Annotated in this window: 14 protein-coding genes; 6 read left to right on the plus strand and 8 right to left on the minus strand. The window is 68.6% G+C overall.

Annotated elements, in window-relative coordinates:
* Position 1: 1 nt before the first annotated feature.
* Positions 2 to 2,347, minus strand: a complete 2,346-nt coding sequence (locus KF837_15860; GenBank protein ID MBX3228796.1) for a TonB-dependent receptor plug domain-containing protein — start codon at positions 2,345 to 2,347, stop codon at positions 2 to 4.
* Between the two features lie 105 nt (positions 2,348 to 2,452).
* Between KF837_15860 and KF837_15865 the strand changes: the two genes are divergently transcribed.
* Positions 2,453 to 2,809, plus strand: coding sequence for a hypothetical protein (locus KF837_15865; protein MBX3228797.1), 357 nt, complete (start codon positions 2,453 to 2,455; stop codon positions 2,807 to 2,809).
* Positions 2,810 to 2,820: 11 nt separating this feature from the next.
* Positions 2,821 to 3,021: a hypothetical protein gene (locus KF837_15870; protein ID MBX3228798.1), complete on the plus strand. Its 201-nt coding sequence runs from the start codon at positions 2,821 to 2,823 to the stop codon at positions 3,019 to 3,021.
* 2 nt (positions 3,022 to 3,023) lie between these two features.
* Here KF837_15870 and KF837_15875 read toward each other — a convergent pair whose 3' ends face one another.
* Positions 3,024 to 4,310, minus strand: a complete 1,287-nt coding sequence (locus tag KF837_15875) for an HlyC/CorC family transporter (GenBank protein ID MBX3228799.1) — start codon at positions 4,308 to 4,310, stop codon at positions 3,024 to 3,026.
* A 124-nt stretch (positions 4,311 to 4,434) separates the two neighbouring features.
* On the opposite strand from KF837_15875, the gene KF837_15880 reads away from it, so the two are divergent.
* The 3 genes from KF837_15880 to KF837_15890 are packed head-to-tail and all read left to right on the plus strand — an operon-like array spanning position 4,435 to position 9,897.
* Positions 4,435 to 7,308: a TonB-dependent receptor gene (locus KF837_15880; protein ID MBX3228800.1), complete on the plus strand. Its 2,874-nt coding sequence runs from the start codon at positions 4,435 to 4,437 to the stop codon at positions 7,306 to 7,308.
* Positions 7,298 to 8,947 carry a bifunctional metallophosphatase/5'-nucleotidase gene (locus KF837_15885; GenBank protein ID MBX3228801.1) on the plus strand — a complete coding sequence of 550 codons (1,650 nt, stop codon included), beginning with the start codon at positions 7,298 to 7,300 and terminating at the stop codon, positions 8,945 to 8,947. Before KF837_15880 ends, KF837_15885 begins: the two co-directional genes overlap by 11 nt.
* A 2-nt stretch (positions 8,948 to 8,949) precedes the next feature.
* The gene (locus KF837_15890) at positions 8,950 to 9,897 is read left to right on the plus strand and encodes a glycoside hydrolase family 16 protein (GenBank protein ID MBX3228802.1); all 948 of its coding nucleotides are present in this window, start codon (positions 8,950 to 8,952) and stop codon (positions 9,895 to 9,897) included.
* A 54-nt stretch (positions 9,898 to 9,951) separates the two neighbouring features.
* Here KF837_15890 and gnd read toward each other — a convergent pair whose 3' ends face one another.
* Positions 9,952 to 11,412 carry a decarboxylating NADP(+)-dependent phosphogluconate dehydrogenase gene (gene gnd, locus KF837_15895; protein MBX3228803.1) on the minus strand — a complete coding sequence of 487 codons (1,461 nt, stop codon included), beginning with the start codon at positions 11,410 to 11,412 and terminating at the stop codon, positions 9,952 to 9,954.
* A gap of 209 nt (positions 11,413 to 11,621) precedes the next feature.
* Here gnd and KF837_15900 point away from each other — a divergent pair, with 209 nt between their 5' ends.
* On the plus strand, positions 11,622 to 12,311 hold the full coding sequence (locus tag KF837_15900; protein ID MBX3228804.1) for a hypothetical protein: 690 nt from the start codon (positions 11,622 to 11,624) through the stop codon (positions 12,309 to 12,311).
* A gap of 3 nt (positions 12,312 to 12,314) precedes the next feature.
* On the opposite strand, the gene KF837_15905 is transcribed toward KF837_15900, so the two are convergent.
* The 5 genes from KF837_15905 to fliS form a co-directional block, all read right to left on the minus strand.
* Positions 12,315 to 12,635, minus strand: coding sequence for a hypothetical protein (locus KF837_15905; GenBank protein MBX3228805.1), 321 nt, complete (start codon positions 12,633 to 12,635; stop codon positions 12,315 to 12,317).
* Between the two features lie 52 nt (positions 12,636 to 12,687).
* A complete protein-coding gene (locus KF837_15910; protein MBX3228806.1) occupies positions 12,688 to 14,655 on the minus strand; it encodes a hypothetical protein in 1,968 nt (655 codons plus the stop codon).
* 128 nt (positions 14,656 to 14,783) lie between these two features.
* Entirely contained in the window at positions 14,784 to 17,243 is a 2,460-nt protein-coding gene (locus tag KF837_15915) for an HAD family hydrolase (GenBank protein ID MBX3228807.1), read from the minus strand.
* A complete protein-coding gene (locus KF837_15920) occupies positions 17,240 to 18,049 on the minus strand; it encodes a class I SAM-dependent methyltransferase (GenBank protein ID MBX3228808.1) in 810 nt (269 codons plus the stop codon). The genes KF837_15915 and KF837_15920 overlap by 4 nt, the downstream gene beginning before the upstream one ends.
* A gap of 98 nt (positions 18,050 to 18,147) precedes the next feature.
* Positions 18,148 to 18,534 carry a flagellar export chaperone FliS gene (fliS, locus tag KF837_15925; protein MBX3228809.1) on the minus strand — a complete coding sequence of 129 codons (387 nt, stop codon included), beginning with the start codon at positions 18,532 to 18,534 and terminating at the stop codon, positions 18,148 to 18,150.
* Positions 18,535 to 18,542 lie beyond the last annotated feature (8 nt).

An 18,542-nucleotide genomic window follows, 5' to 3' on the forward strand; every position in this document is an offset into this window, starting at 1 on the left:
GTCAGAACTTGTACGTAGCGAGGAGCATCAAGCGGCGGTCGAGGAGCTGACCGAACGGATGCTCGCGGTGCTGGACGCCGAAGAGGTTGAACGCCATGACGGACACGTCGGCGTGATCGCCGAGGAAACGATAGCCGACGCGCGCGTTGAGGAGCGCATACCCGGCGACGCGGAAGCGCTGCTGCTCGATCTGTTGCCGCACGAAGTTCGTCACCTGCTCCGCCCACGACTGGACGCTGACGAAGTGGAAGTCGAGCGAGCCGTCGAACCCCGGCTTCGTGCGGAGCTGCACGCCGGCGTTCACCTTGTGCTGGCTCGTGCGCTGGTCCGGCACGACGCGCGAGAGCTGCGCCGGCGTGCAATCGGAGTTGTCCTGCTGGAGGAGGTTCAGCGTGTAGTTGCCATAGACGTCGAGCCCCTCCATCGGGAACGTGCGGACGCCCGCCTCGCCGCCGTAGACGTTGTAGGCCTGGCACTGGTTCTCGAACCCGGTGAACCCGGCGGGGAAGAACCCGGTCGAGAGGTCCTGCCGCCCCGCGACCGGGAAGTCCGCGACGGTGAGCGGCCGGTTGCTCGCGAGCTGGATGAGGCTCGAGACGCGGTTGAAGTACGCCGCCGCCTCCACCGTGAAGCGGTCGCTCTCCTGGTTCAGATACCCCACCTCGGCGCTGAAGATCCGCTCGACGTTCACGCGAAAATTCGGATCGTCGCGCCGCACGCCGTCGGCGTACGAGGCGGTGCCGGTGATGGGGAGTTGGGTCGGCAATCGCAAATACGACTCGAGGAACGTCGGCTTGCGGTACGCGGTCGCGACCGAGGCGCGCATCGTCGACTGGCTCGACGGGTGGACGAGCACGGCGCCGCGCGGCGACTGCTGGAAGCTGGCGAGATACGGCACCCAGTCGACGCGATAATCGGCAATGAAGGCGAGCCGCTCTCCCGCGTTCAGCTCGTCGTGGAGGAAGAGCGAATAGTGGTGCTCGAAGCGATCGTGATCGAGATAGCTCCACTCGACGTTCTTGTAGCGATAAGCCCCTCCGACGCGGAGGTCGTTCTTGACCGACTCCGAGAACGAGAAGCGCGTCTTGTAGACCGTCTCGCCGTCGACGACGTTCTGCTGAATGCGCGACGGGAGCAGCGACTGCCCGACGTAATTGACGTTGAGGGTGGAGTTGGCGCGGAGGCGGTTCCAGAAGACGCGCGCGTCGAAGTGCTCCGACGTCCACGAGGTGGTGAGGTCCGTCTGGGTGAAGGTCGGGAGCACGATGTCCTGGAGCGAGCCGATGCCGAGGATCTCGACCGAGCCCTGCGCGAGGCCGCCGCCAAAATTCAGCGTGCCGGCGCGCCCGAAGGTGCGGGAGCCGCGCGCGTCGAGGCGGATCGTGCGCGCGCTCTCGACCTGGTCGCCGACGCCGGTGCGCACGTCGGCGCGCCCGTTCGGGACCTCGCGCGACCAGCGCGGGAGGTAGTCGTAGCCGGCCGCCGTGCGCCAGCCGAGCTCGCCTTCGCGGCCGGAGGCCCAGAGCGAGCCGTGGGTCGTGGCCTGCGAGCCGTACCCGCCCGCGATCCCGTTCTTCCCCTCGCCCGGACGCTTGGTGATGATGTTGATGACCCCGTTGAACGCGTCGGAGCCGTAGAGCGAGGAGCCGGGCCCGCGCACGATCTCGATCCGCTCGATGTCCTCGACCCCGATCGACAAGGTCTGCCAGATCGTGGCGCCGAGGATGTCGGCGTAGACGGAGCGCCCGTCGACGAGGACGAGCGTCTTGTTCGAGAGCCGCTGGTTGAAGCCGCGGATCGACACCTCGGTCTGCGCGCCGGTGACCTCCATGATGTCGACGCCGGCGAGGCGGCGGAGCAGCTCCGGGATCTTGGTGATGCCGGAGAGCCGGATGTCCTGCTCGGTGATGACGGCGGTCGACGCCGAAGCCTCGAGCGGGCTCTGCGACCCCTTCGAGGCGGTGACGATCTTCTCGGCGAAGACGTCCTCCGGCGGCGGCGCCGGCTCGCCGGTGGGGGGCGGCGGCGGCGGGGGAGGCGGCACGACGGGCTCCGAAGGCTTCGTCGGCTCCGGCTTCTTGTTCGCCGCCTCGAGCCGCTCGATCGTCGCGAGCACCTCCTCCTTGTCGGGCGGGTTCTCGGCCGCGTAGCGCTTGTAGTACTCGAGCGCCTTCTCGGCGTTCCCGGCGTCCGCGTACGCCCGCGCGATGTTGAAGAGGACGTTGGGGTGCGGGAGGATCTTGTACGCGACCTCGAGCTCGGCGATCCCCTCGGCGTACTTCTTCGCCGCGATCGCATCCATGCCCGCCTTGAAGTGCGTCCGCGCCTCCGCCCGCGCATCGGCCAACGCCGTGCGCGCGCTCGCCCCGAGAAGGACGAGACAAACCCCAAAGGCGACACTGCGAGCACGCAGAGACACGGACCCGCCAGCGTATCGCGCTACTCTCGTCCCGTGGACCTCTTCGCCGAGCTCCGAGCCCTCACCGCCGCCCTCGACGCAGCCGGCGTCGACTATGCGCTCTGCGGCGCCGTCGCGCTCGCGATTCACGGCGTTCCGCGAGCGACGAAGGACATCGACGTGCTCGTGCGTGAGGAAGACCTGGACACATTTTCGCTCCGTAGTGAAAGCGCGCGAGACGCTCATGCTCGATGCGCTCATCGCATCCGGTCCGCTCGGAGCCGTCTTCGCGACGCGGCAGCGGCTCCCGCACGAGGACGGAACGCTCTCGGTCGTGTCGCGCGACGGCTCATCACGCTGAAGCTCGCCGCGGCGCGGCCGCAAGACCTCGTCGACGTCCAACGACTCTAAGGAGGCGACCGATGCCGGCGATGACGGCTGAGGCGATCACCGCGCGCCTCCGCGAGCTCGCGCGGCTCAGCGCGGCGGGGCCGTCGCCGATGCAGCGCGGCGTGGACATGTCCGCGGCGGCGATCGCCGCGCGCCTCCGCGAGCTCTCCGACGTAAGCGCGCTGTGCGCGAAGCTCGAGGCGATCGGCGCGGCGGCGCGGCGTCGGCGTTAGCGTCACGTCGCCGCGCGGACGCGGAGGCGGCGGATGCGGCGGCGGGCGATCGAGACGACCTCGGCGACGACGCCGTCGGCGAGGACCGCGACGTCGCCGACGCGCGGGACGTGCGCGAGGCGGTCGAGGACGATCTTGCCGACCGACTCCATCGGGCCGACGTGCTCGAGCGGCACGCCCGCGTCGCGGAGGTCGTCGATGCTCACGCGCGGGTCGACGGACCAGTCGTTGTCCGCGCGGCGGACGATCTTCGCGTGCTCGGCGTCGAGCTCGTCGCGGATCTCGCCGAAGACCTCCTCCACCAGCTCCTCGATCGTCAGGATGCCGCTCGTGCCACCGTACTCGTCGACGACGAACGCCATCGGCGTGCGCGCGCGCTGCAGATCGCGGAGCGCGTCGAGGCCGTCACGCGTCTCGGGGATGAAGAGCGTGTGGCGCTCGAGGCCGCGCAGGTTCGGGCGCGACCGCGCGCCGTCGTCGAGGAGGAACTCCTTCGCGTAGAGGTACCCCACGATGTCGTCGAGCGTGCCGTCGTAGAGCGGGATGCGCGAGTACTCGTGCTTCTGGAGCTGCGCGAACGCCTCCGCGCCGGTCGTGTCGATCGAGAGCGCGAAGACGTCGACGCGCGGGACCATGATCTGCCGCACCGGCCGCACCGCGAAGCGAAGGACCCGCTCCAGCGTGTGCCGCTTGTCGATCGCCTCCGGCGAGCGGCCCGCGTTGGCGGTGAGGATGCCGACGATCTCCTCCTCGCTCAGCGAGCCCTCCGTCATCTCGGGGTCGACGCCGATGAGCCGCAGCACGGCGCGCTGCGCGTGGTCGAGGACCCAGAGGATCGGCCAGAGCACGACGTTCGCGACGCGCAGCGCCGGCGCGGTCGCGAGCGTCGTCGCGACGGAGTGACGGATCGCGATCGCCTTCGGGACGAGCTCGCCGACGAGGACGTGGAGGAACGTGAGCGTGCCGAGGCCGACGACGTCGACGACGAGGTGACCGGTGCGGCCGAGCGCGCTGCCGGTCACCGCGACCGCGGCGCGATCGGCGACGGCGGCGATCGCCGGCTCCGCCACCCAGCCGAGGCCGAGGCTCGCGATCGTGATGCCGACCTGCGTGACGGAGAGGTAGCGGTCCAGCTTCTCGAGCACGCCCGCCGCCCGCGCCGCGCGGCGATCGCCATGACGCGCCAAGAGCTCGAGCTCGCTGAGCCGCACCTTCACGACCGCGAACTCGGCCGCGACGAAGAACGCGTTCAGCGCGAGGCAGAGCACCGAAACGACGAGCGCCGCCATACACGCATCCAACATGCGAACGCCGCGCCATGCCCCGACGGTGTCGGACACGTAGCGAATTCGACGGGAGGCGGTATGGCGCTTGACGCCACGGCGGCACATCGCCACGGTGCCGCCGCTTCGGATGCGTCTTTCTCGCTTCTTTGCCCTCGCCGTGGGGCTCGGCGTCGCGCTCGCGACCGCCGACGCGTTCGCGATCGGTCAGGCGACGGGACGCGTCACCGGCACCGTCATCGAAGGGCAATCGAAGGCGCCGATCCCGGGCGCCGTCGTCACCGTCTCCGGCGGCTCCGGCGTGAAGATGGTCGTGCAGACGAACGAAGAAGGGACGTTCGAGGCGACGCAGATCCCGCCCGGCACCTACGACCTCGTCGTCACCTACGAGGGCCTCAAGCCGTTCAAGCGGCGCGTCGTCGTCAACCCCGACGCCGCGACGCCGGTCACGATCGTGTGGTCGGCGGAGGCGGCGCAGGAGGAGACGACCGTCGTCGAAGAGGAGCGCCGCCTCACGAACCCGGACTCGCCGCAGACGGGTCAGATCTACGCGCGCGAGCGCACCGACCAGCTCCCCGTCTCCCGCGCGTACCAGGCGATCTCGGCGCAGGTGCCGGGCGCGACGACGAGCGGCGGCAACCCGAGCGTGAAGGGCGGGCGGCTCAACAACAACCGCCTCCTCGTGAACGGCCTCGACATCACCGATCCCGTCACGAACCAGGCGACGGCGAGCTTCCAGATGGACGCGCTCGACAGCGTCCAGCTCACGACCGGCGGCTTCGAGGCGAAGTACAACGCGCTCGGCGCGATCACGACCGTGCAGACGCGGCGCGGGACGAACAACTTCCACGGCTCCGCCGCGGCGTACTGGGCGCCGTCGGAGCTCGTCGACTACGACACGTACGGCTCGCAGATCTACGACGGGTCGAAGCCGTTCGATTACAGCGCGATCAAGCCGAAGCAAGGCCGCTACGAGCTGAACGTCAACGCGCAAGGTCCGATCCTCAAGGACCGCCTCTTCTTCAACGCCGGCATCCGCTATGAGCGTTCGAGCTCGGTGCAGCCCGCCGGTCCGCCCCGCAACGCGCAAGCGCCGAGCACCGTCTTCGAGTCGATCTACATCCTCGGCGGCGTCACGTTCGTCCCCACGCCCGCGCATCGCATCCACGTCGAGAGCTTCTTCGATCCGACCCACGCCGACTACGACGGCAACACCGGCGCGAGCGCGAACTCCACCACGCCCTACTCGCAGACCGGCCGCTTCGCCGGCGGCCGCCGCGGCACGCTCGAGTGGGCGTGGCAGGCGAACAAACACGTCGCGACGAAGGTCATGATCGGCGGCAACGAGAGCACGATCGAGACCGGCCCGCAGGGCCTCCGCGGCATCGACTCGAGCGACCTCACGAACGGCGTCCCCTACGACTGGTTCCGCTCGAACCACCAGAACCAGGACGACGGGACGAGCTGGTTCAACGCCGGGAGCCACAACGTCATCACGCGCCGCCGCGCGCAGCTCGACGCCGCCGTCACCGCGACGGGTGAGCTCGGCGGCCGCCACGAGGCCGAGTTCGGCCTCCAGAGCATGTTCACGGAGCAGCGCTCGCAGCTCAGCTACCCCGGCGGCACGAGCGGCCCGAACGACACGACCGGCTACGGTGTATTCTACACCGATCGCGGCGGCGGCCCGCTCGACACGCGCCTCTGCGACCTCGACCCCCAGCTCAACCCCGGCGCGCTGAGCGGCAACTACACCGGCACGGGCTGCTTCCGCCGCACGTACAGTCGCAGCTTCGCCGGCCACTCGAGCGGCAACCAGTTCGCGACGTACATCCAGGACCGCTACAAGCCGCGGCGCTGGCTCACCGTCCTCCCCGGCGTCCGCTGGGACGTCGGCACCGTGCGCGCGACCGACAGCGCGGTCGCCGTCACCGCGCACGGCTTCGGCCCGCGCCTCTCCGTCATCGCCGACGTGACGAACGATCAGAAGACGATCGCGCAGGTCTCGTACGGCCGCATGACCGAGATGCCGACGCTCTCCGGCGTCGTCTCGTACGACCAGGCGCGGCGCCAGGTCGGCGTCGTCGAGCAGTACGACCAGCGGACGCGGCGCTTCCAGTTCGCGCAGACGACGGGCGGCTCCGCCGGCACGCGCCTCAACTTCGACAAGACCCCGGCGAGCGCGGACGAGATCCTCGTCTCGGGCCGCCGCGAGCTCACGAACGGCGTCCTCATCCGCGCCGACTACACGTATCGCTACATTCGCAATCAGTACGAGACGGCCGAGGTCAACGCGATCATGGACCCGACCGGCACGCGCACGGTCGGCTGGGTCAACGGCATTCCGCAGCGCATGACGCTCTACGGCTTCAACCCGGCCTCGACCGCGCGCTATTCGGGGCTCGACCTCATCCTCGAGACGAGGCTCCCCATCGTCGAGGTGCAGGGCTCCTACACGCTCTCGCAGTCGATGGGAAACGCCGGCTCGGGCGCGTTCGACAACCCACGCTTCGCGCCATTTTATCAAAGTTTCCAGAACGTCGACACGCGACACGCGATCAAGACGAGCACGACGTTCCACCCGTTCCCCGGATTCACGATCGGGCTCATCCTCAATTGGCGCTCCGGCAGCGCGCTGATCAAGAGTTACTCCGCCAACGAGTCCGGCTACAGCGTCCGCCGCGCCCCGACGGGCTTCGAGCCGGGCTCGTACCCCAACACCGGCACCGCGAACCCGGGCCAGCTCGGGACCTACAGCGACCTCCGCTCGTGGTCGACGTTCCGCACGCCCGACCTCTTCACGACGAACGTCATGGTCTCGTACGACTTCAACACCCTCATCAAGCAGCACGTGATCGTCAACCTGCAGATCAACAACCTCCTCGCGCTCGAGACCGCGACCGGCATCAACACGAGCGAAGGCGCGCCGACCTCCACCCAGTTCGGCCTCGCCTCCACGCGCAACGGCTTCCGCTCGTTCACCCTCGGTGCGCGCTATGAGTTCTAGGGCGCTCGTCGCCGCGCTCGTTCTCGTGGCGGCGTGCGGCGGCCCGACGGAGCCGCCGGTCACGCCCGCGCCCGCGCCGCCCCCGGTCGCCGCCGCCGACGCCGCCGCCCCCGCCGCGCCGATCCAGGTGCGCCTCCTCGCGTTCAACGACTTCCACGGCAACCTGAAGCCGCCCACGCACAAGGTCCCGAAGGTCGACGGCCCCGTCGGCGGCGCGGCCTATTTCGCGGCGCACCTGAAGCGGCTCGCGACCGGTCATCCCAACACCGTCGTCGTCGCGGCGGGCGACCTCGTCGGCGCGAGCCCCCTCACCTCCGCGCTCTTCCACGACGAGCCGACGATCGCGGTGATGAACGCGATCGGCCTCGGGGTGACGGCGATAGGCAATCACGAGCTCGACGAGGGCATGGACGAGCTCCTCCGCCTCAAGCGCGGCGGCTGCCACCCCAAGGACGGCTGCAAATTCGAAAAAGAGTTCCCCGGCTCGAAGTTCGATTGGCTCGCCGCCAACGTCACGCGCGGAGCCGAATCCCCACTCCCCGCTTACGTGATCAAGGAGGTCGGCGGAGTCCCGATCGCCTTCGTCGGCATGCCGCTCGAGGACACGCCGCGCTCGGTCGTCCCCGAGGGCGTCGCCGGCCTCACCTTCGCGGACGAAGCGAAGACCGCGAACGCCCTCGTCCCGGAGATCAAGGCCAAAGGCGCCAACACGATCATCCTCCTCATCCACGAAGGTGGGGACTCGAGGCCGCCGGGGCTCGACGAGTGCAACGACTTCAAGGGCGCGATCGTCGGCATCACCGAGAAGCTCGATCCCGCCTACAAGGCAGTCGTCAGCGGCCACACGCACCAGCTATACAACTGCAAAGTAGGCAATCGCCCCGTCACGAGCGCGAGCTCGTTCGGCCGCGTCATCACCACGATCGACCTCGACATCGATCCGAAGACGAAGGAGCCGACCCGCGTCGTCGCGCACAACCACGCCGTGACGCACGACGTCGCGCCGGACCCCGCCGTGCAAGCGATCGTCGACAAGGCCGCCGCCGCCGCGGCGCCGATGGAGAACCGCGTCATCGGCCGCATCGGAGGCACCCTCGCCGGCGGCTCGCGCAACGGCCAGGAGTCCACCCTCGGCCGCGTGATCGCCGACGCGCAGCTCGCCGCGACGAAGAAGATCGGCGCGAAGGTCGCGTTCGTGAACGCGGCCGGCATCCGGAGCGACATCGTGTACGCGAAGAGCGGCGAGGAGAAGGAGGACGGCCTCGTCACCTACGGCGAGGCCTTCGCCGCGCAGCCGTTCGGCAACCGCCTCATCACGATGACGGTCACCGGCGCCGACCTCACCGCCTGCCTCGGCCGCGAGCTCCGCGGCGCCGGCGTCTACGTCTCCGACGGCCTCGTCATCAAGTGGGACCGCGAGAGCAAGGACCCGCCGCTCCTCCTCCTCGACGGCAAGCCGATCAAGCCGACCGCGACCCTCAAGATCACGACGAACAACTTCGTCGCCGACCGCGACCCCGCCCTCGCGAAGATCGAGGATCGCACCCCCGGCGTCCTCGATCTCGAGGCGCTGGAGGCCTATTTTGCGACCCACAAAGTCGTGGATCCCCCGAAGAAGAGCCGGCTGCTAAAACCATAGAGATGCGCATCTGGCCCGTCTCGCTCCTCATCGCAGCAGCGTGCGGCTCCTTCGGCACGGCCCTCCCCACCGCCGACGGCGGCCCCGACCCCGACGCGCCGGCGCCACCAGGGCCACCAACGCCGCCAGGACCGCCAAGACCGCCGGAGCTTCCCGATCCCGCCACCGGCTGGAGGCTCGTCTGGAGCGACGAGTTCGAAGACACGGAGAAATGGACGCGCGAGGTCAGCTGCGACGGCGGCGGCAACAACGAGATGCAGTGCTACACCGCCGAGACGAAGAACGCGTTCGCGCTGAACGGCGAGCTCCACATCCTGGCGCTGGACGACACTCCGCCGGGCCCGCAGGGCAAAACGTACTCGTCCGCAAAGCTCGTCACGAAGGACACGTTCCTTTACGGCCGAATCGAAGCACGAATCCGCCTCCCCCACGGACAGGGCCTCTGGCCCGCATTCTGGATGCTGCCGGCGGAGGCGGCGTACGGAGAGTGGCCGCGGAGCGGAGAGATCGACGTCGTGCAGGCCGTGAATCTCGGTGACGGCGGCGGTCTTCAGAATGAGGTCCACGGCGTGCTCCACTTCGGTGGCCCGGCCCACGAGAAGGGCGACGTCACGACACCGGTGCCGGACGCATGGACTCAGTTCCACGTCTACGCGATCGAATGGCAGCGCGACGAGATCCGCTGGTTCGTCGACGAGAAGCACTACGCGACGCAACGGCATTGGTTCACGCCCGGCCACCCCTATCCTGCGCCATTCGATCGACGGTTCCGCCTCATGCTCAACGTCGCCGTCGGCGGCAACTGGCCGGGCGCTCCGAACGGCGCAACGACGTTCCCGCAAGAGATGACCGTCGACTACGTGCACGTCTACGAATGCGCGAAGGATCCGGACGGCGGCGTCGGCTGCGGAACGAGGGACCCGAACGTGATACCGCTCGACGGCGGCTGACGCAGCGTCAGCGCGACGCCCAGCACTCGATCTCCACCCGCGCGCCGAGCGCGCTCAGGCGTTGTACGTCGTGCTCGACGTCGTGCCGCCGCGGCCGGTCCAGTTCGTGTGGAAGAACTCGCCGCGCGGTTTGTCGGTGCGCTCGTAGGTGTGCGCCCCGAAGAAGTCGCGCTGCGCCTGGAGGAGGTTCGCGGGCAGCCGCGCGGTGCGGTAGCCGTCGAAGTACGAGAGCGCGCTGCTCATCGCGGGGAGCGGGATCCCGTTCGTCACGCCCGCCGCCACCACCCGCCGCCACGCCGCCTGCGCCTTCTGGATCTGCTCCGCGAAATACGGATCGACGAGGAGGTTCGGCAGCGCCGCGTTCTTGTCGAACGCGTCCTTGATCTTCCCGAGGAACGCGCTCCGGATGATGCAGCCGCCGCGCCACATGAGCGCGATGCCGCCGTTGTTGAGCTTCCAGCCGCTCGCCTTCGCCTGTGCCGCCATCAGCGCGTAGCCCTGCGCGTACGACACGAGCTTGCTCGCGTAGAGCGCCTGCTCGACGTCGTCGATGAACGCCTGCTTGTCGCTCGCCGGCGTCGCGCTCGGTCCCTTCAGCACCTCCGCCGCGCGCACGCGCTCTTCCTTCTGCGCCGACAAGCTCCGCGCGAACACCGCCTCGCTGATGAGCGTGAGCGGGATCCCGTTCTCGGTCGCGCTGTCGACCGTCCACTTCCCGGTCCCCTTCTGCCCCGCCGTGTCGAGGATCAAATCGATGAGCGGCTTCTTCGTCTCGGGATCGACGTACTTGAAAATCTCGGCCGTGATCTCGACGAGGTAGCTGTCGAGCACGCCCTTGTTCCACGTCGCGAACACGTCGCCGAGCTGGTTCGGATCGAGCCCCGCGAGGTCCCGCATCAGGTTGTACGACTCGCAAATGAGCTGAATGTCGCCGTACTCGATCCCGTTGTGCACCATCTTCACGAAGTGCCCGGCCCCCTCGGGCCCGACCCAGTCGCAGCACGGCGCGCCGCCCTCCACCTTCGCGGCGATGCCCTGGAAGATCTCCTTCACGTGCGGCCACGCGTCCTCGTTCCCGCCCGGCATGATGCTGGGCCCCTTGAGCGCCCCCTCTTCGCCGCCGCTCACGCCCGCCCCCACGAACAGCACGCCCTTCGCGTTCGCGGCCTTGATGCGCCGCGCGGTGTCGGGGAAGTGCGTGTTGCCGCCGTCGATGAGGATGTCCCCCGCCTCGAGCAGCGGCAGCATCTCGTCGATGACGGCGTCGACGGGCTTGCCGGCCTTGACGAGGATCATGATCTTGCGCGGCCGCTTGAGCGCCTTCACGAGCTCGGCGGGCGACTTGGCGCCGACGAACTTCTTGCCCTTGCCGCGCCCGTTCACGAACGCGTCGACCTTCTCGACCGTGCGGTTGTAGACCGCGACGGTGTAGCCGCGCGACTCCATGTTGAGGACGAGGTTCTCGCCCATGACTGCCAGACCGATGAGGCCGATGTCTGCGCTAGCGTTCGTCATGCGCGCCAGCATAAGCCCCAACACCGCAGCGACGGTCTGCTTTCTTTGGGCGCGCACGACCTCGTCTCGTACTTCGACCTCTTCGCGTGCGGCGCTGCGAGCTCCTCTCGTACGCGGCGTCCTCTCCATGCGACCGTCGCTTCGTGTGCGCGCCCTTCGGGCAGCGCCGCGTCTCGCGCCCCTCGCGGAAGCGTGTACAGTCCGAGGCCATGTCCGAGCCCGAGACCGAGAGCGAGACCGAGAGCGAGAGCGAGTCCGTCGACGCGATCGCCCTGTTCCGCCCGCGCAACAAGGCGATGATCCTTCCTTTCCTCGACCTCGACGACGGCGACAACGACGAGGGCATCTACGCCGAGGAGCTCCCCGACGGCTCCTTCCTCCTCCACACGTTCCAGCCCTACGCGCTCTTCGCCGAGAACCCGACCGAGGCGCGCACCTGGCTCGCGCAGTTCGGCGTCGCGCTCCCGGAGGTGCACGACGATCCGCGCGGCTTCCTCTTCTTCCCCGACGACGCAGAGCCGGACGAGCCGCAGACCTACGACGACGTCGTGCGCGCCGCCGCCGACGACGGCATGTGGATCGCCCTCGGCGACGTCATCGCCGACGACGAGGAAGAGGAGGACGACTTCATGGAGCCCGGCGGCCAGGCCGCCCTCGACCTACAGCAGCTGATGGGCATGATGGGCGGCGGCGCGATCGACCCCACGCTCCTCGAGAAGCTCGCCGGCCAGCTCCAAGGCGGCGCCGGCCCCCTCGGCGCCGCCGGCTCCTTCGAGATCGGCCAGATGTTCGAGCAAATGCAGCGCGGCCTCCTCGAAGCCATGACACCCCCCACCACCGCGCAGAAGGGCGCGATCGTCGACGACGAGTTCGAAGAAGAGCCCGACGACGACCAGTAGCCGTCAAGGGAAGATCTTCGCGCCCATGCTCGCGGATAGGCTGAGACCACCAAGAAAGCGCGATTGCGTGTCTGCCGGGTGGTAGGACCAGCCGAGTTGACCTCCAAGGTCGATGATCAAATCGCTCGAAACCGCCCAGGCAGCGCCGGCAAAGGGAAGGCGATTGCGCATCGAGATCAGCGGGGTCGAAAAATAGTAGCGCGGAAGGTTCGTGACCGCTCGCTGGCCAATCGTGACGTGCTCGGGAAACGTCCAGGCGCTGGCGCGTCCGGACGAGAGAGCGGCGACGAAGAAGGCTCCGGCCGAGACCGCGAGGCCGTGCACGCGTCGATTTTTCATTGTCTGTTCACCGCTCGGAAACGTGTTGGCGCGCCCATCAGTGCTTGCATGGCGTCGAAGGCTGCTTCTTCACGACAATCGCGGCCTCTTCCTCCAACTTCGCGCGCCCAGACTCGGGAAGCCCATCGGCAAAAGAGCGAAGAATGACGCGATAGGTGCCCTCCCATCCAGCGAAGTTGTCACACGCCAGATATCCGGCGGCCTTCTGCGCGAGTAAGAACCTCTGAATCTCGTAGGCACGGCCGTACCCCGGCCTCGCCACCTGAGCGGAACGAAAGGCCTCGATGGCGCCGTCGGCGTCTCGAACGAGCAGCGCACCGATCGCATCGGCCTGCCACGCATCGGGCGACTTCAACGCGGTCACCGTCTGCTGTTCGACACGTTTCTCTGCTTCAGCACGGAGGTTGCTCGACTTGCTGCTCACCTCCGCCGTCTTCGCCGGATCCGGCTTACGAACTTTGGCGAGGCACTCCTCGATTTTCTGAGCGCAGCGGTCGCACGCACCGGAGATCCGCTTGTCCTGCAAGAGAGCAGCCTTCGCATCGCAGTCGGCGGTCTGCTCGACCAAGGCCAGCTGACGGATGGCGATGGCGTGAGCGCGATCGTGGAGGATCCTCGCCAGACGCCCACGTCCGATCGGCGAGGACGACGCGAAGGGCGAGTACACCTCGCCGACCATGTTGCTCAGACGCTGAAGGACGACCGCATAGTCGTCGAGCACGCGCACATCGTCCTCCTCGCCCGTCCCATCGCCCGCGTCGCCCTGCTTGGGTGTGACCTCGTTCGCCCCCGGCACGCCCGGAGCGGATGGCTGCGTCTTGCGGGACTGCGAATCACGCGCGATCGCGAACGCGGCCGCGACGTCTCGACCCGGAACCGCAGCCCAGAACTCGGCGTTGCAGCTCGATACCGCGATGCGAACTTCATCGAAGCGGTTCGCGCGTCGACTGAGGCCTTCCGCCGTGAGCCCACTCTCCGACGCAACGTCCAGCAGTCGCGCGAAGTCGCCCTCGGCGACGAGCTCGCGCGCCTGCAGATACAGCTCGGCCATCCTGAGCGTCTGTCGAACGATCGCGACATCCTCCGCCGCAAAGGAGTCCTCGGTCTTCTCGATATGCGCGCGAACTCGTTCGATCCTCGGACGGGTAATCTCGGAGCAGTCCGACTGCGGCGAGAGGAGGAGAGCGCCTGGATCATAGACCGTGTCGTCGGCGTGAAACGTCAGCGAGACGTAGAACAGGTCGGTGACACGCGTGTTCTCGTACGTCCCGGCATCGCCCTTGTCCGCTCCGTAGCAGATCGCTTGAGCCTTGTCCGCACATGGCCGAAATGGCTTGATCGTTCTGTAATTCGGGTTCGTGAGCTCGTCTCCTGGCGCGATGACGTAGACCTGTATCGCCTCCGATGAGTCGTGCACGCTCTTCGAATCGAGCCAGACCGTGAGCGAGCTCGGTGGGCTCTTCTCTTGATCCGCGAGCATGCCGTCGACGATCTTGCTCGCCGAGTCGGCCACCATCAGGGCGGTCGTGTAGTCCTTCGCAATGTTGGTGAGCTTCGAGTCGGTGAGCGTCTGCAGTACGTGCCGTACCTGCTTTCCAAGCTCCTTGTTCGGGATCAACTTGACCTTGAGCTTCACCGACAGCTGATCTCGCGCGTTCTCGACGATGGGTGCGTGCCGCAACACGTCGATATTCGAGCTCCCCTCGATCGCGCGATCGCGCACCAAGAAGAGCGGAACCTCGAACGTGCGCGGTCCCTCGCGGGTTGGGACCCCAACCTCTACCGTGACGATGAAGTCGTCCGACGAACCGGCGAGTATCCCGACATTCCGCGCCTCGACAAACGCAGACGCGGTCCAATAACGAGTTCCCTTCGGGACCGCGCGCTCGATGCCGGCGTCCTCGTCGACAGGCGATGCCGCCGGCGGCGTGTGGAACACGACGAGGGGCTTCGCACAAGCGCCCATGACGATGCAGTAGAGCGCGGTGATGGCCGTGATGACCACGCCGGCCGCCCGCCCCCGAGCTCTCGACATGGCGACACTATGCTTGCTCGACAAGCCTTCGTCAATCGACTAAATCGTCGTTAAGTAGAATCCCTTATACCCGTCGACGATGAACGAACGTCGCCGGCTCAGGCGGCGACGCGCGGCGCCACCGGGCGGAAGACGATGCGGCAGACGTAGCGGGTGTCGCGCTTGGGGGGCGGCGGGGCGGCGAGGAGCAGGAAGCCCTCGGGGGTCGTGCATTCGAAGAGGCCGGGGGCGCGGCGGGTCAGGCCCTCGGCGTGGAGGTGGGCGCTCACGTCCTCGGAGCGCTCCGTCTCGCGCGACGTGTAGAGCGCGCTCGCTTCGATGCGCGTCACGCTCTCGACCTGGACCCACGCGCTCCGCTCGCCGAGGAGGAACCCGAGCGCCGTGTCCTCGGCGCCGTAGGGGACCACCGCGGCGAAGTAGCCGTCGTGCGTCGCGCGGGCCTCGACCTGCGCGCGGATCGGGACGTCGCCGCGCAGCGCCAGGATACCGAGCGGCTCGCGGCGGTGCGTCATGTCGTTCGGCGTCATCTCGAGGCCGAAGCGCTGCTGCGCGACCATCGCGAGCGAGAGCGTGAGGCTCGCCGCGCGGAGCTCGACCGGGCCCGCGATGCGCGCGGCCTTCGAGTCCGCGCGCTCGGAGCCGAGGAAAAATAGGCCTTGGCGGCGGAGGCCTTCGAGGCCGCGCTCGCGATCGAACAGGGCCAGGTTGTCGTCCGCGCCAAGATTCATGTCGAGACAGAAGCCCGCGAGGTAGTCGAGCTCCGTGCGCGTCGGGAGCAAGAGCATGCGGGCGAGCGCAGAGGCCGCGTAGACGCGGAGCTGCTCGACGGAGGCCGCGTGGCCGGTGCGGGAGAAATAGGCCTCCGCGTCGCGAGCGAAGCGCTCGCACGCGTCCTGCACCGGAGCCACACGCGCGCTCTGCTCCTTCGCGACGAGCGACCGCGCGCGGATCGGCGCGCCGGAGGCGTCGGCGGCATAGTCGATCGTGCTGCCGGCGTCCTCGGCGCAGAGGTTCTCGAGGAGCGCGACGTACGTGACGATCGTGGAGATGAGGCGATCGTCGCACCACGACGGATCGAGGAGGCCCTTGCGCGTGGACTGCCAGCCGGGGACCCGCGCCGCGATGAGGTAGCGGCCCTGCACGTCGACGCCTAGCTCGTCACGGAAGACCGGCTCGAGCTGGCGCTGCGCCGTGCCCTCGTAGCCGAGGTCGACGAAGACGAGCGTGTCGCCCTTCTCGACGTTCGCCGTCGTCGTCACGTGCGCGAACATGCGCGCGCGGTAGGCGGCGGAGCGCGCGACGACGAGCTCGACGATCTTCGGCTTCATCACCTCGCGGACGAACGCCTCCGCCGGGCGCTCCGCCTTCCGCGTGCGCGCGATGATCATCCGCGCCTCGTCGTCGGTGAGGAGGAGCTGCCGCGCGACGTCGAGGAAGCGGCCGCCGCCGGCCCACGCCGCGACGTAGCGCTCGATCTCCGCCGCGCTCCGGAACGAGGCGGCGAAGGACGCAAATCGGCTGATCGAGACGCACGGCCCGACCTCCGCGCCGGCCACCGCCGCGCAGACGCGCGCTGGCAAATACCCATCACGAAGTAGGAATATCGGTCTGGGGCGCTTGCCCGCCGCGCGTAGGGTATCGAGCTCGGAGCCGAGCCAGCGCGCAAAGGCATGGAGCACTGGGCCGAGCGCGGCATATCCGAGCGAGCGCACCGCGTCGCGATCGTCCTCCCCGATCTCCGCGGCGAAGAGCCCGCGGAACGGCGAGGGCAGCGCCGCGGTCTCGCGGAGCGCCGGCATCAGCAGGCTCGCCGCCGTCGTCTGCATGCGGAGCACCTCCTCCACCTCGGGGCCGTGATGGACGAGGTGGCAGGCGTTCATGCCGATCGCCTTGCCCGCGACGTAGTCGGCGCGGAGGTTGTCGCCGACGTGGAGCACGTCGCGCGCGCGGACGCCGAGCGCGTCCAGCACCGGCTTGAACATCCCGCCCGCCTTCGGCTTGCCGATCGCGGAGGAGACGAAGACGCGCGCGATGGCCGAATACGCGTCGGCCGGAAGCGTCGCGGCGAGGAGCGCGCGGAGCTCGGTCTCGGTGAAATACGTGTCGCTCACGACGACGACGGAGAGGCCGCGCGCCGCGGCGGCGCGGATGAGCGCGATCGTCTCGGGGTGAGGCACACACGCCGCCGCCTCGGCCGCGAGCTCGTCGGCCGCCAGCTCCGCCACGTCCGCGTCGCGGAGGGCCGGGAACGCCGCGCGATAGATCTCCGCGAGCGTGACCTCCGGGAGCCCCGTGCGCGCGGTCTTCAGATCGCGCGCACGGCCCTCCGACGTCACGCGCAGGCGGGCGTTGATTCCCCACTTCGCGAACGCGGGGCGATGCGCGAGATCGTAAAAGACGTCGACCGGCGCGGCGGTGTTGCGCCAGAGGATGGTGTCGAAGCAGTCGAGGGAGAGGACCTCGATCTCCGGGTGCTCGTCGAGGAGCGTCGCGAGCTCCTTCGCGCGGACGGCGGGGCGGACGTTCGGCGACGGGGTCGCGATCGTGGCCTGGTTCACGCCGCCACCTTCTTCAGCGCGTCCTGGAGCTCGATGACTTTCAAGTAGAGCGCGAGGCGATTGGCCTCGAGCCGGCCGACGAGGCTATTTTGATAAGGCGCGAACACCTCCGCCGCGATCGCGTCCTCGCGCGTGCCCGCGCGCGTGAGGCAGCCGAGGCCGAAGACCGCGTCGATCGAGCGGTACGTCCACCCGGGGTTGTCGGCGACGAAGTCCTCGATCGCGGTGAGGACGCCGTTGCACGGCCCGCCCGCCTTCACCGCGTACGCGAACGCCCCTTCGCCGCGGAAGCCGCCGTCGACCATCTCGTCGACGCCCACCGTCACGCCCTGCTGATAGCAATACGGATGGAGCGCCTCCGCCGGGATGTCGGCCGGATCGTAATACTGATCGCGGCGCGCGCACGGCCACGACACGTCGTGGAGCACGATCGTGCCGGTCATCTCCTTCTCTTCCCACGACCTCGCGATGAGCGTGAGCTCGTTGTAGACGGTGAACCAGTTGTGGTCGCCGTCGACGACGACGAAGTCCGCGCCGCAGCCGCGCTGGAGCAGGTGCGGGATGCTCTTGTCGACGTACAGCTCGAGCGTCTCGGAGGTCTTCGCGAGCTCGACCACCGCCGGCGCGGGGAACGGCTCGACGGTGTGGAGCTTCGTGCCTGCCTTCGCGCAGCGATCGTGCAGCTGCTGCGAGAAGCCGCCGTGCTCGGAGCCGATCTCGAGGATCGCGCGGGGGGAGCACCGGTCGACGAGCCCGAGGACGATCTCGTCGAGCTCGGACAGGCTGTGGAGGAGCAGGTTCGCCATCGCCACCACAGGAACGGCCCGCCTCGAGCGCCCTTCAGGGAGGGGATGTAGGCGGACCGATGAATTTATCGATTTTGCCGGAGGCCGCGTGATCCCGGTCACTTGCCGGAGATGCTCGCGAAGGCGTCGCGCAGCGGGACGATCGCGGTCTTCACGTCCGCGAGCGCCTGCGGGTCGCGGTGGAGGTTCGCTTCGTAGAGCCGCCGCTTGCAGAAGCCGTAGAGCGCCGTCATGTTCTCGGCGAGCTCCGGGGCGTACTTGGGGTCCAACGTCGCGGTGAGCTCGTCGACGATGGCGAGGGCGCGGCCGACGCGATCGCCCATCCGGGCCCGGTCGTCCGTCTCGATCGCGGCGTGGGCCTCGGTGACGAAGCGGAGGATCCCGTCGTAGAGCATGACGACGAGCTGCGCGGGCGAGGACGTCTGGAGCTGGACGCCGCGGTACTTGGAGGCGGCGGCGGTCACGGAGATCAGCGGGCTCGTCATGGCGGGGT

Source organism: Labilithrix sp., from assembly GCA_019637155.1.
Classification (GTDB): domain Bacteria; phylum Myxococcota_A; class Polyangia; order Polyangiales; family Polyangiaceae; genus Labilithrix.